Genomic DNA, 13,172 nt, shown 5'->3' on the forward strand with positions numbered 1-13,172 from the left:
TCGATACGGAAAGTGGCGCGCCCGGAGGGATTCGAACCCCCGACCAATGGCTTCGGAAGCCACTACTCTATCCGGCTGAGCTACGGGCGCGTCGCGTTACCGAAGCGGTAACGGGCGGCTATTCTCGCATGGATCGCCCGGTTTGCACGCCCCCGCAACGAAACGGCCCGCTTGCGCGGGCCGTTCGTTTTGTCGCTTGTCGGTCGAGTCGATCAGTTGACGCTGACCGCGGACCAGGCGGCCTTGACCGCGCTGGTTTCGGCGGAATCCGCTCCGTAAAGATAAGTGGAAGCCGCAATGGTCGCGGCACGCGCACCAGCATAGTTCGTGGTGGAGTTCATGTTCACCGTCAATGCGCGATACCAAATCGCACCGGCTTTATCGCGGCCAATGCCGGCGAGCGAGGTATTGCCGTTGCAAACCAGCTTCGCTGGCGTCAGGTTGGCCCAAGTGCCCGAACCGAAACCAGTCGGGACCACCGCCCCTTCCGCCAGCAGATAGTAGAAGTGATTGGCCACGCCCGAACTGTAGTGCACGTCGAGATTGCCGAGGGTGCTGGTATAACAATCCGGCGAGGCGCCATCCAGGCTAGGCTTGAACATATAGCGGAGCCCTTGCATGGCGGCATTGTTGGGGTACAACTTTTCACCGATCACGTAGTCGCCAGGATCGTTGGGATTGTTGGCGTAATACTCGACCATGGTGCCGAAGATGTCCGAGGTCGCCTCGTTCAGGCCGCCTGACTCCTTGCTGTAGACCAGGCCCGCAGTGCGGCTGGTGACGCCGTGCGACATTTCGTGGCCGGCCACGTCCAACGCTACCAGCGGCAGGATCGACGCGCCGTTGTCGCCGTCGCCGAAGGTCATGCAGAAGCAGCCGTCGCTCCAGAACGCGTTTTGATAGTTGCGGCCGTAGTGGACGCGGCTGATCGCGCCTTCGCCGTCATTGGCGATGCCCATGCGGCCATGCTTGTTCTTGTAGTAATCCCAGGTGGTGGCGATACCGTAGTGAGCGTCGGCCGCCACGGTCTGGGCGTTGCTGATCACACCGGTACCCCAGACATTGGTGCTGCCGGTGACAAGCGCGCCCATACCGGCCGTCAGCATCGACATGTTGTGGGTGGCACCGCCGCCGCGGGTGGTGTCTACCATCTGGTAGGTATTACCGCACTTGGCGGTGTTCAGCGTGACCGCGCCCTCGGCCATGGTATTGCCCGTGCCCACGGCTGCGGTCAGGGTGCAGCTGCTGCCGCCACCCGGACCGGGCTTGGCGGTCTGGATGCTATCCCACTGGTCGAGGATCGCGCCGCTGTTGGCATCGACGAAATAGTGCATTTCCGTCGGCGTCTGGTCGACCTTGATGCCGTTGAACACCACCTCGTGCGCCAGCACCGGCTCCTTGTTGCGTGCGTAGACCACGAGGCGGGACGTCGGCGCGCCGATGAACCGCAGCGCGAAGCGCGCGCCGGCTTCCACGATGGCCTCGTCGGCGTTGATGCGCCCGACCAGGCCCGGGCGGTTCTCGGTCTCCAGCGCCTGGCTGAACCCACCCAGCTTGCTTTCACGCGAATGAACCACGAAATCACCACCGATCACCGGCAGGTTGTTGAAGGTGCGCGCATAGCGGACGTGTTCCGTCCCGTCCTTGTCGACGATCACGTCCTTCACGGCGAAAGCATCCGCCGCGGCGCGATGGATCCCCTTGGCATTGTTGTTGACCAAGACGTTGGCACGGGCCACCACGGCGGCCTTCAAGGCGGCAGCCGCTTCTTCCGGCGTCAGGGGCTTGGTGGCCGTGGAGGCGTGCGCGGAGGCAATGGCGGAAGCGATAGCGAGGCAGAGCAGACTTGCTTTTACTTTCATGGCGCGTTCTCCGTGGTGATCGGCCCGACGGCGGTTGGCATGCCGGGAGTGAGTCGTTGGAATTCCATCAATGTGCAGCACCCGCGCGCAGGCGCCCCGGCGCCGATTCGATGCGGATCGGTACCGGGGCTTGCAACAGGGCATCTTCGAACCAAGACACGCGCAGCTGCAGGCCGCGCGGGGAATAACCGATGAAGGCGGCATCGAAGCCGGGCTCCACGGCACGCCGGTAGGCGGTCGCGATCTTGGCGTTTTCAATCTCCAGCAGGATGCCAAGGCTCTCCGGGCGTGCCAGACCACCGTTGTAATCCTGCAGGATTCGCTTGCAGCGCTGGAAGAACGGCAATTCCTGATGCCGCCCACGAAGCGCCTTGGCGAAGAATTGGCGATAGTAATAAGTCGGTTGGCGCAGTCGCGGAAGCACCTTCACTACGGCGGTGCCAACGCCGCACAACACGCCATCCTCATCTCGCGCGACGCAGATGGCCTGTTGCGCGCGCAGGGCCGCTCCCGCTTCGCTGGCGATGGCCTTGTTGTCCCGCCAGAACGCGACCAGCTCTTGCACCAGTTCAGGCGCCACCTGCTTCCAGACCGGGACGAACTCGATCTTCACTTGTTCGTGCCCTTGCGCGCCTCTTCTTGCGGCGCGAGCGTTTCGACCAGCTTGACGTATTCGGCGAACTCCAGCTTGCCGTTCGCATTGGCGTCGAACCGGGCCAGCGGCGGTGCGGCCTTGCCCGCATTCTTCACCAGCAGCAGGTTGCCGTATTCGCCCGCGTCGATGGCGCGATCATGGTTGGCGTCGAGGGCGGCGAACTGGCGGCCCAAGGCAGCCTGCGTCTTGACGACGGCCTGCGCCTGCTGCCAGCCGGCCCGGAACTCCATGAGGGACAACTGCCCGTCGCTGTTCTTGTCCCAGGCCTTGAACATGGCGGCTGCGGGATCGGCGGCTGCTTGCGCCTGCGGCATAGCGACCGGCTTGCCCTGCTGGGCATGAACCGCCTGGGACAGGACAAGAGCAAGGACGCCGGTAGCGAGAAGACGGATCATGCAGCGGGGGCCTCTGCGGGGATGTCGGATTCGAACGTGATCAGGTCGCGGATTTCGGCCGTGCGCAGGCCGATCATCATCGGGTGCTTCACGTTCGGCAGGAAGCTGATGTCGAAGATCTCGCTGATGTCGCCCTCGAAGCGGATCCAGTTCATCACGTCGCCGTTGGTGAGCGAGATGATCTGCACGCCGCACCACGGATCAGCGTCGCGCTTCTTCAACTCGTCGTCCAGCTGCAGACCCTCGAAGCGCTGGTTGCGCGGCTTCGACAGGCCGACCGCGGCGACGTTGCCGATGATCGACAGGCCACGCGCGAAGCCCGGCACGAACGCATGCGGCACGAACGCCTTCTTCTCGAAGTCCACCCAGCCCAGCTGGCCGGTGCCGGCATTGAGCAGCCACAGCCGGCCGTTGTGCCAGCGCGGCGAATGCGGCATCGACAGGCCCTCGCAGACGATCTCGTCGGTGTCGATGTCGATCACCACGCCGCCGTCGCGACGGCGATCGCGCCAGCCGTCGACGCTGTCGCTCTTGCACACCGCCGTCACGTACTTGGGCTCGCCGTCGACCATCGCCAGCCCGTTGAGGTGGCACCTGTCCTCCGGCGCCAGCTTGCTGACGAACTTCGGCTTCCAGATTGCCTTGAAGCTATGCGTCTGGCTGAGCTCGGCCAAACAGGAATACTTGGTGTTGACGAACACCACTTTGCCGTTCTTGCGGATGCCCAGCTCGTGGATGTCCAGGTCGCCGATGGTCTGCGCGTTGCGCGGGACGTAGCACTTGTCGAACTGGCCGTGGATGATCTCGTTCGGGCGCAGCACGTTCTCGAACCGCCACAGCTGGTACAGACCGCCCAGGTAGATGCGCTGGGCGTTGCCGACCACGCCCATCGCGCGCTCGAAGATGCGCTCGAAGAACGAGACGCGGCCCTGCTTGTCGCTGCCGACCAGATAGATCCGGCCGGTCTGGTAGGAAGTGATCGCCAGCGACAGGCGGTGCTGGCCGAGCCAGCCGGCCAGCCCGCGCGAGCAGCTCTTCTCGACCTTCAGCTTGGTGATGTCGCGTGGGGCCTGCTTGGCCTGCGTGGGTTCGGCGGCGGCATCGGCCTGCGCGGGAGCGGGCGCCCCGGTTGCTACCGCATCCAGCCCGGTATCCAGCTCGGGCTTGTCCTGGTTGGACTGGATGTCGGGATCGTTCTGCTTGTTGTCGTTGGTCACTTGTTGTCCAGACTGCGTGTACCGCTGCGGCCCGGCACGAAGCCGGGCCGCGGGAGGATTACCAGGAGAACCTGACGTTGGCCTGCCCGCCGACGATGCTCTTGTACGCGCCGCCGTCAGTCCAGTTCACGCCCACGCCAAACCCGAAGGCGCCCTTCTGCAGGCCCAGGCCCAGCTCCGCCAAGGCGCTGGTGCCCTTGCTGCTGGTGCTGCCGAAGAAGTTATCCGCCACGGTATAGGTGGTCTTGCCGTCGAATTCGCGAACTGCGCTGAGTGCGCCGTACGGCGTCCAGCGGAGATCCCCGGACTGGATCGTCCTGTTGATCTCCACGCCGAGACGGCCCTGCGAGAAGGTGCCGCCATGCGCTTCGAAATCGGCCATCTGTCCGTGGAACGCACGGATGCCGTCGACCTTGGTGCTCGTGTACTGGGCCTGCGGCACCACGCTGAAGCTGCCGACCTTCCATTCGTAGCCGGCCTCCAGGCTGGTGGCCTGCGTATGGACGCGTCCGGCCATCACACCCGCTGCGGATGTCGCACGGATGTCCGCCGCCATCCAGCGACCGGTCAGATCGACGTAGAAGCCTTCCGGCGCCTGCCAGGTCGCATAGGCGCCGACCGTGGCACCGTCCATGCGGTTCTCGCCGACGCCTTCGCTCAGCCGTTGGCGGCTATCGGCATTGCCGAACACCAGGCCCGCGTGGATCTTCTCGGACAGATTGGCGTTGATGCCGAATTCCTTGCCCCAGGTCTTCTGGCTGAAGCCGAAATTTCCGCCTTGGCCGAAATTGCCCGCCGTATGGGCGAGATCGACATCGCCCTCGCTCGAATAGAAGCGGACGAAGGCGTTCATCACCTTGCCGGCATCGCCGTAGGGATTGACGCCGAGGCGCTGACGGAACGTACTGACTTGGGCGTTCATGAAAGCCGCCGCGCCCGAAGCCGTCGCCGCCGCCAAGGCGCCGGTGTCGTTCAGACCCAGCACGTCCAGTGACACCAGGAAGCTTGCGCTATCGCCAGCGCCGGCCTGCCGGCTGGTATGCACGCCGATATCGAGGAAATTGGAAGGCGAGTACCCCACCAACGCGCCGCCAACGAACGCCCCGGCAGACGACGTTCCCGCCACATGGGCGAATTCCACGGCCGTAGTGCTGGCCGTTTTGGGCATCTGGGTGATGCTGACGTTGACCTTCTGCGCCGCGCCGCTGGCCATGCTGCCATCCACATAGAGCTGGTCGCTGGTCAGAATGGCCAGGTCCATATCGACGTTGATCGCCCCGCTTCCGCCGAGATCGCCCTCGATGGTTAGTACATCGTCGGTGGCTCCGTCGACGAAGTCGATGATGCCGTTATTGACCAGCGGCAGGGGGTTCAGCGCGGGAACCAGGGCGATCCCACTGCCCATGTCGATGAGATTGTCGTCGCCCACCACCTTGATCGTGCCGGCGTTGGTGAACGCGTTCCCGGTCGAGCTGGCGCTGCCGAGATACAGCGCGCCACCCGCCAGGCGGATGGTGCCACCCGCCTGATTGTTGATGGCGTCGTCGCCGTCGCCGAAGTCAGTGCTGCGGCTGTCGCCGACATCCCACACGCCGCCGGCCTTGTTGTTGAACACGTCGGCACCGCCGTACAAAGAAACCGCGCCGAGGATGCGGGCGCCGTTGTTGATGGTGTCGGCCACGTCGCCGCCCACCACTGCAAACGCATAGCCCTCGTCACCACTGGCGCCGATGACGCCCGCGCCGGTGTTGTTCAGGATATTGGCGCCGCCGTTGCCGAACAGCACACCTGCGTTGAATCCGCCTTCGCCCGCATGAATCGTGCCGGTGTTGTTGACCGTCGAGCTTTCGGTGCCGTTGACCGCGATGCCGATGGATGCCCCATATCCTTCGGCGGAGATATCGCCGCTGTTGGTAACCACCACCTCCGCGCCGCGCGCGAGGACGCCATAGGCGACATAACCACTCACCGCCTCGATGTCGCCGCTGTTGGTCACGCTGGCGGTGCCATGATCGGCACGGCCGAAGATGCCGATGGCCGCATCGCCGCCGCTGGCAATCGAAATGTCGCCGCTGTTGGTGGCACCGACGTCGCCTTGGGCGGCGACCGCGAACACGCCGGCGGACTGGCCGTAGGCGTAACCCTCGATGCTGCCTGCGTTGCTGATAGCGGTATCGCCTTGGGTCGCGTAACCGAACACGCCCCAACCGCGCCCCGAGTACGAATAGAAGCCGATGTCGCCCCCCGCGTTGTCCACCATCAGGTCCCCGGTACCCGTGACGGCGTACACGCCGAACGCATACTTCTCACCATTGGCGTACAGCGAGCCGGAGTTCTCAACCGACACGTCGCCCAATGCCTGCGCATCCACCGCGCGAGCTTCCGAATAGGCGATGCCGGCCGCCGTTGCCGATACCGAGCCGGCGTTCTCGACGGACGCCGACCCATTGGCGCCGAACGCTAGCAGGCCAGTCGCGCCGTAATAGGCCTGCGCGACGCTAACCACCTCGATGTCGCCCGCATTCACCACGCTGGCATTGCCAGCGAAGGAAAGTGCGGCCGCGCCGGTAGCGCCGCCGGCGGAATACGCCGTGATAGCACCACTGCTGGTAACGGACGCATCACCATCGCCCGAAGCGATGATGCCGTAGGCGCCATAGCCGTATTTGTTGCCTTGCAGGACATCGATGTTGCCGCTGCTGTTGACGGAAACGGTGCCACCTTCGCCGCTGGACGCGGCGGAAATGCCGGTCGCGCCATAGAAACCGACCGCGCTGATGTCGCCGCTGTTGCCGATCTCCATCGATGCACCCGCACCGCCGCTGGTGGCGTTGATGCCGATCGCCAGTGCACTGTAGAAACTGCCGTCCTCGGTGGCGTAACCGGCGGTGATGCCGCCACTGTTGTCGATGGCGAGATCACCGTAGGAGCGCGCCTCGATGCCGGTGGCGTTATAGCCCTGCGCCTCGATGGCGCCGGCGTTACCGACCGAAACGGCTTGATCGCCGGTAGCGTAGAGCGCGAAGGCGTGCGCGCCCGCGCCCACCGCGACGGCGTAGATATCGCCATCGTTCTGGATGCTGGTCTGCATGCCCTGCGCTTCGATGCCGGCAGCCCAACTGCGACCTACTGCGGAGATCGCCCCGGAATTGGCCACGTCGACATCCGCGCCGGATGCGAAGATGCCGTCGGCAAGGCCGTTCACGCTGTACACGAACATGTCGCCACTGTTGTCGACGGTGACGCTGCCCGCATCCGTGTAGCCGTAGAGGCCGATCGCGTTGCCGTTGGAAGCGACATAGATGTAGGCGCTGTTGGCGATGTCCACGTCGCCGGCCGCCGTGGCCTTGATGCCCGTGGCGCCACTGTTGACGCCCAGCGCATTGATTTCGCTGCCGTTGGAAACGGTCACGTTGCCGTACACGGAGCTGGCATAGATGCCGAACGCCGCCGTCGCGGCCTTCACTTCGATGCTGCCGCCGGTATTGGTGACCGTGGTGTCGCCGTCCCCCGCCTGCGCCATCATGCCGACCGCCACGCCATTGGTGCTTGCCGCGTAGATGGTGCCGCTGTTGCCGACATCCGCACCCGCGTAACCATAGGCGCGCATGCCGTAGGAACCGGTGCGGCTGACGACTTCAATGTCGCCGCTGTTGGTGATGCCCGCCGTGCCTTCATAGGTGGCGGACACCAGCAGGCCGAACGCCTTGTTGCCGCCGCTTTCGACCGAGACGGTGCCGCTGTTGACGATGCTCGCATCGCCGTACAGGTCGCGCACGCGCGCGCCGTAGGCCTGCTGCCAGGCGTAACCGCTGATGTCGCCGGCATTGTCGATGCTCACATCGCCTTGTTCCGCGAACGCGAACATGCCGAAGCCGCGGTTCAGGTACGAATAGAACCCGATGCTGCCGGATTCGGCGTTTTCGATGTGGGTATCGCCTGCCGTGGACGAAGAGTAGATGCCAAACGCCAGCAGGGCGCTGTTGGCGTAGATCGATCCGCTGTTCTCCACCTCGATGCCGCCCTCGCCCGACGACACCTTGATGCCGTCGGCACGCGCGTTGTTGAAGAGGCCGGTTTCAGCAACGATGTCGCCGCTGTTGGTCACGCTCACGTTGCCGGCTGCGCCGGCGCTGGCGTCGATACCGGTGCCGGTTACGGCACCCGAGGCTCTCACGTATCCGCTGTTGTCCACGGACGCATTGCCGAAGCCCGAGGCCGAAACGATGCCGTAGGCGTTGATCGCGCCGATGGCCACGCCATCGAAGCCGGCCGCAATGACGTTGCCCACATTGGTCACGCTGGCGTCGCCACCGAAAGACAGCGCCGTCACGCCCGAGGCCGTGCCGTAATAGATATACGCGCCGACATCACCATTGTTCTCGATGGTGGCGCTGGCGTAACCGGACACCGTGATGCCTTCGGCCGAGCCAAAGTAGCTGGCACCCACGACGACGCCGTCGTTGTTCACGCTGATCGTGCCGCCCTCGACGCCGGCCGCGCCGGTGATGCCGATGCCGCCTTGGATGCCGGAGGCGACGATGATGCCGTCATTGTCGACCTCGACCCCAGCATCGACGCCGCTGCTGGACGCGTTGATGCCGACGGCAAATCCGGTGCCGTAGTAGTAGTCGTAGAGCGGCCCGCTAAACCCGTGCAGACCGCTGCCGGCGTAGATGTTGCCGCCGTTGCTTACCGAGGCATCGCCTTCGGACAGCACATAGATGCCGGTGGCATTGCCTCCCTCGACATGCATATTGCCCGTGTTGCCCACCACCGCCCCCCGCTGCCCGCGGTGGCGTAAATGCCGAACGCCTGGTAACCCGCGAAACTGGCGACGATCCCGGCGTCATCTTCAATCTGCAAGAAAGGCGTTGCCGAGACGCTGATGTCGCCGCTGTTGCTGACGTTGGTGGCGTTGCTGCCCTGCGCTTCGATTCCAGCCGCCCAAGTGTAGCCCTCGGCCGTGATGTTGCCCGAGTTCGTCACTCCGACATTGGCACCGGACGCGAAAATACCGTCAGCCAGTCCATACGCGGACGTGGCGGCGATGTCGCCGGCGTTGTCGATCGACACATCGCCGGACAGCGCATAGCCGTAGATGCCGATCGCATTGCCGTAAACGGAATCGGCGGAGAGCGCGCCGTCGGCCTGATTGATGATGTCGACGCTGCCTTCGACGCTGTAGCCGCGGATGGCGATCGCGTCGTAGATGCCGCCGACCACGTCGATCGAATCCACGTTGTCGATCGACACGTCCCCCGGCTCGGTCACGTCGATGGGCGGCAGCGCCATCGGGGCGCCCACCACTGCGGTCAAGTCGAACACCGGGGCGAAATCGATCGCGCCCTGGCCGGTTTGCAAGACATGGCCGACGGTGACTTTCGGGCCGGCCGCCAGCGCCGCACCCGGGGCGCCGAAGGCAAACGCCAACGCGGACACCGCCAGCGCGGAACGCACCGCGTGGGTCATGGGAGCCAACTTGATGATGCGGCGGTTGCGCGCCTTGCCCGACTTGCTGACGTTCCGGATGTCGCCCATGTCCCCTCCAGATGAAATGCTCGAAGATCGAGGCCCGACAGCAGCCCCGTTGCCTTGGCTTTGCGGTGGTGAAGCGAATGGCAGACGCGCGTTCCCCTCAACGCGTTGCCTACCGTTCAGTTATCGCCGAAACCAATCGATCAAGTCAACCAAGCGTGACGCCTGTCCCCATTCATCGAATGACGCCATCGCACCACGAAACTCGGGCCAATGAGGACAAACCTCGCGTCCCCGCGTCGGTTCTGGAATAATCCGGCGCTTGACGGCCGCGACCGGCCACGACTGTGCGAGAGCAACATGCGGACTCACGATCTGGCCTTCCTCAAGCGTTTTTCGATGGTGATCGCCTTCCTGGTGCTGGTGGCGCTGGGCCTGATCCTGTTCGCCCACCACCTCAACAACAAGGTCGTGTACCCGGCCGATCCGGTCGTGGAGCAGAACATGAAGGACCGCATCGCCCCGGTCGGCGCGGTCTATGCGGGCGCCACCGGCGCCGCCGCGCAGGCCGCCGCCGCGGCCGCCGCCACCGCGGCGCTGACCGCCAACGTGCCGTTCGAGGGCCGCACCGACGGCGCCGAGATCTTCAACAACGGTCCCTGCACCGGCTGCCACACCGCCGGTGTGGGCGGCGCGCCCAAGCTCGACGCGGCCGGCATCGGCGCGCGCGCGGCGCAGCAGGGCGTGGAAGAGCTGATCAAGAAGGCGATCGAAGGCTTCACCGGCTCGGCCGGCGTGATGCCCGCCAAGGGCGGCAATCCGGCGCTGACTGACGACCAGATGAAGGCCGTGGTCGAATACATGGTGGCGCAGAGCAAGAAGTAAGGACGCCGCCTGCGGGCGGCGTCCGCGTTTCCGGCAGCCGGTTTAACGCCGGCTGCGGCATCATGTCGAGATGAACGAAGCCACCGCCAACGCTACGCTGTCCATCCCCGGTCCCGCCGGCCAGATCGAGGCCGCGTTCGATGCCTCCGACGCCGAAGCGACGCCGCAGCCGGTGCTGGCGATCGTCTGCCATCCGCTGCCCACCGAGGGCGGCACGATGCACAACAAGGTGGTGACGATGGCCGCGCGCGCGCTGCGCGAATGCGGCGTCGACACGCTGCGCTTCAATTTCCGCGGCGTGGGCGCCTCCGAAGGCGCGTTCGACGACGGCGAAGGCGAACTGGACGACCTGCGCGCGGTCGCCGCCTGGGCGCGCGCGCAGCATCCGGACAAGATGCTGTGGCTGGCCGGCTTCAGCTTCGGCGCCTGGGTGTCGCTGCGCGGCGCGGTGGAACTGGACGCGAAGGCGCTGGTCAGCATCGCCCCGCCGGTAGGCCGCAGCTGGGACTTCGACGGCATCGCACTGCCCACCGTGCCGTGGCTGGTGATCCAGGGCGATGCCGACGAGATCGTCGATGCCGAGGCGGTGCGCGAGTGGGTCGCCTCGCTGCCGACACCGCCGCAACTGGTCGAGATGCCCGACACCAGCCATTTCTTCCACCGCAAGCTGATGGATCTGCGCGGCGCGCTGAAGAACGGCGTGCGCGGCTGGCTGCCGTCGCCGCCCGCCGCATGAGCGAAGCGGCATCCCCTTCGCAGCGCTACGCCGAGGGCGTGGCGCGCGGCGACTGGCGCGACGATCCGGCCCAGCATGGCGCACTGCGCGCGCTGGACCGCATCCACAACGCGTTGCTGCAACCAGCACCTACGCGCGGCTTGCTGGATCGACTGTTCGGCGGCGGCGAAGCCCCGGCCGGCATCCACGGCTTGTACCTGTGGGGCGGCGTCGGCCGCGGCAAGACCTTCCTGATCGACCTGTTCTTCGCCGGGCTGCCGATCAGGGAGAAGCGCCGCACCCACTTCCACCGCTTCATGCGCGAGGTGCACGAGCGCCTGCGCGCGCATGCAGGCCAGCGCGATCCGCTGGTCGCCATCGCCCGCGAATGGCGGCGCTCGCTGCGGGTGCTGGTGCTGGACGAATTCTTCGTCAGCGACATCGGCGACGCGATGCTGCTGGCGCGGCTGCTGGAACGCCTGTTCGCCGAAGGCGTGACCCTGGTGACGACCTCCAACGCCGCGCCGCGGGACCTGTACAAGGACGGCCTGCAGCGCGCGCGCTTCCTGCCGGCCATCGACCTGATCGAACGCCAGTGCGAGGTGGTCGAACTGGTCAGCGACACCGACTACCGCCTGCGCGCGCTGACCAAGTCGCCGGTCTACCGCGCACCGCTGGACGCGGAGTCGGACGCGTGGCTGGAGCGGCGCTGGCGCGAGCTGGGCGGCGACGACGCGCACCGCGACGCCGGCATCGTCGTTGACGGCCGCCGCATCCCGGTGCGCGCGCGCAGCAAGGGGCTGTGCTGGTTCGATTTCGACGCGCTGTGCGAAGGCCCGCGCGGCAACGCCGACTACATCGAGATCGCGCGCGAGTTCCACACCATCCTCGTCGGCGGCATCCCGCATTTCGACGCGCTGCGCGACGACGCCGCGCGCCGCTTCGTGCACCTGATCGACGAGCTGTACGATCGCCACGTCAACCTGATCTGCACCGCCGACGCCGCGCCGATGGCGCTGTATTCGGGCGAACGCCTGACCGGCGCGTTCGAACGCACCGCCTCGCGGCTGATCGAAATGCAATCGTCCGACTACCTCGCCTTCGAGCACCGCAGCGAATGAACGCCAACACCACCACCGGCTCGCCGCTTGGCCGCGACACCGCCTATCCCGCGCAGTACGACGCCGGCCTGCTGTACCCGATCCCGCGCGCGGCAGCGCGCGCGGAGCTCGGCATCGCGGGCGATGCGCTGCCGTTCGTGGGCTTCGACCGCTGGCAGGCGTTCGAACTGTCGTGGCTGGACGGGCGCGGCAAACCGCACGTCGCCACCGCCACGCTGCGGGTGCCGGCGCAGTCGCCGAACCTGGTCGAATCCAAGTCGCTCAAGCTCTACCTCAACTCCTTCAACGCCAGTCGCTTCGACGCCGCCGAGGCGGTACGCGCACGCGTCGAAGCGGATCTGTCGCAGGCGGCGGGCGCGCCGGTCGAAATGGCGTTCGGCCTGCCGTCGATGGAAGCGGGCACCGTCGCCGAAAACATCGACGGCCTCGACGTCGCCATCGACCGCTACGGCCCGCCGGATGCGGCGCTGCTGTCGGCGGATGCCGGCGACATCGTCGAGGAAACCCTGACCAGCGCGCTGCTGAAATCCAACTGCCCGGTCACCGGCCAGCCCGACTGGGCCGACGTCGCCATCGCCTATCGCGGCCCGCGCATCGACCGCGCGGGACTACTGCGCTACCTGGTCAGCTTCCGCGACCACGCCGAGTTCCACGAGCAGTGCGTGGAGCGCATCTTCATCGACCTGATGGCCCGCTGCGCGCCGCAGCGGCTGTCGGTGGAAGCCCGCTACACCCGGCGCGGCGGACTGGACATCAATCCGTGGCGGGCCACGCCCGGCCATCTCGTCCCGCAGGCGTGGCGCACTGCGCGGCAGTGAAGCGGACTGAACCGCGGGCAACGCCC

General features: G+C 66.0%; 10 protein-coding genes and 1 tRNA gene. 4 read left to right on the top strand and 7 right to left on the bottom strand.

All coding sequences use genetic code 11. The features are described from left to right. Positions 1-13 precede the first annotated feature (13 nt). From H9L17_RS08135 to H9L17_RS08165, 7 genes are all read right to left on the bottom strand, one after another. Positions 14-90, bottom strand: a tRNA-Arg gene (locus H9L17_RS08135). A gap of 122 nt (positions 91-212) precedes the next feature. Continuing rightward, positions 213-1,862, bottom strand: coding sequence for a M4 family metallopeptidase (locus H9L17_RS08140; protein ID WP_187568986.1), 1,650 nt, complete (start codon positions 1,860-1,862; stop codon positions 213-215). Between the two features lie 67 nt (positions 1,863-1,929). After that, positions 1,930-2,475: a hypothetical protein gene (locus tag H9L17_RS08145; protein WP_187568987.1), complete on the bottom strand. Its 546-nt coding sequence runs from the start codon at positions 2,473-2,475 to the stop codon at positions 1,930-1,932. Next, positions 2,472-2,912: an EF-hand domain-containing protein gene (locus H9L17_RS08150; RefSeq protein WP_187568988.1), complete on the bottom strand. Its 441-nt coding sequence runs from the start codon at positions 2,910-2,912 to the stop codon at positions 2,472-2,474. The genes H9L17_RS08145 and H9L17_RS08150 overlap by 4 nt, the downstream gene beginning before the upstream one ends. After that, positions 2,909-4,129 carry a TIGR03032 family protein gene (locus tag H9L17_RS08155; RefSeq protein ID WP_246455043.1) on the bottom strand — a complete coding sequence of 407 codons (1,221 nt, stop codon included), beginning with the start codon at positions 4,127-4,129 and terminating at the stop codon, positions 2,909-2,911. Before H9L17_RS08155 ends, H9L17_RS08150 begins: the two co-directional genes overlap by 4 nt. Positions 4,130-4,187: 58 nt before the next feature. Further along, the gene (locus H9L17_RS08160) at positions 4,188-8,903 is read right to left on the bottom strand and encodes an autotransporter outer membrane beta-barrel domain-containing protein (protein ID WP_187568989.1); all 4,716 of its coding nucleotides are present in this window, start codon (positions 8,901-8,903) and stop codon (positions 4,188-4,190) included. After that, positions 8,822-9,670, bottom strand: a complete 849-nt coding sequence (locus H9L17_RS08165) for a hypothetical protein (protein ID WP_187568990.1) — start codon at positions 9,668-9,670, stop codon at positions 8,822-8,824. Before H9L17_RS08165 ends, H9L17_RS08160 begins: the two co-directional genes overlap by 82 nt. A 297-nt stretch (positions 9,671-9,967) precedes the next feature. Between H9L17_RS08165 and H9L17_RS08170 the strand changes: the two genes are divergently transcribed. The 4 genes from H9L17_RS08170 to queF all read left to right on the top strand — a co-directional run bounded on the left by H9L17_RS08170 (position 9,968) and on the right by queF (position 13,146). Then, on the top strand, positions 9,968-10,492 hold the full coding sequence (locus H9L17_RS08170; protein ID WP_187568991.1) for a c-type cytochrome: 525 nt from the start codon (positions 9,968-9,970) through the stop codon (positions 10,490-10,492). A 70-nt stretch (positions 10,493-10,562) separates the two neighbouring features. Beyond that, positions 10,563-11,228, top strand: coding sequence for an alpha/beta hydrolase (locus H9L17_RS08175; protein ID WP_187568992.1), 666 nt, complete (start codon positions 10,563-10,565; stop codon positions 11,226-11,228). Continuing rightward, positions 11,225-12,328: a cell division protein ZapE gene (gene zapE / locus H9L17_RS08180; RefSeq protein ID WP_187568993.1), complete on the top strand. Its 1,104-nt coding sequence runs from the start codon at positions 11,225-11,227 to the stop codon at positions 12,326-12,328. The genes H9L17_RS08175 and zapE overlap by 4 nt, the downstream gene beginning before the upstream one ends. Further along, positions 12,325-13,146 carry an NADPH-dependent 7-cyano-7-deazaguanine reductase QueF gene (gene queF / locus H9L17_RS08185; RefSeq protein WP_187568994.1) on the top strand — a complete coding sequence of 274 codons (822 nt, stop codon included), beginning with the start codon at positions 12,325-12,327 and terminating at the stop codon, positions 13,144-13,146. The genes zapE and queF overlap by 4 nt, the downstream gene beginning before the upstream one ends. The last annotated feature ends 26 nt before the right edge of the window (positions 13,147-13,172 follow it).

Origin of the sequence: Thermomonas brevis, from assembly GCF_014395425.1 — a bacterium.
Classification (GTDB): Bacteria; Pseudomonadota; Gammaproteobacteria; order Xanthomonadales; family Xanthomonadaceae; genus Thermomonas; species Thermomonas brevis.

Excerpts from the sequence above, each read along its gene's own strand:
- H9L17_RS08140 (WP_187568986.1), bottom strand. The coding sequence starts at position 1,862 with ATGAAAGTAAAAGCAAGTCTGCTCTGCCTCGCTATCGCTTCCGCCATT.
- H9L17_RS08150 (WP_187568988.1), bottom strand. The coding sequence starts at position 2,912 with ATGATCCGTCTTCTCGCTACCGGCGTCCTTGCTCTTGTCCTGTCCCAG.
- H9L17_RS08165 (WP_187568990.1), bottom strand. The coding sequence starts at position 9,670 with ATGGGCGACATCCGGAACGTCAGCAAGTCGGGCAAGGCGCGCAACCGC.
- H9L17_RS08170 (WP_187568991.1), top strand. The coding sequence starts at position 9,968 with ATGCGGACTCACGATCTGGCCTTCCTCAAGCGTTTTTCGATGGTGATC.
- H9L17_RS08175 (WP_187568992.1), top strand. The coding sequence starts at position 10,563 with ATGAACGAAGCCACCGCCAACGCTACGCTGTCCATCCCCGGTCCCGCC.
- zapE (WP_187568993.1), top strand. The coding sequence starts at position 11,225 with ATGAGCGAAGCGGCATCCCCTTCGCAGCGCTACGCCGAGGGCGTGGCG.
- queF (WP_187568994.1), top strand. The coding sequence starts at position 12,325 with ATGAACGCCAACACCACCACCGGCTCGCCGCTTGGCCGCGACACCGCC.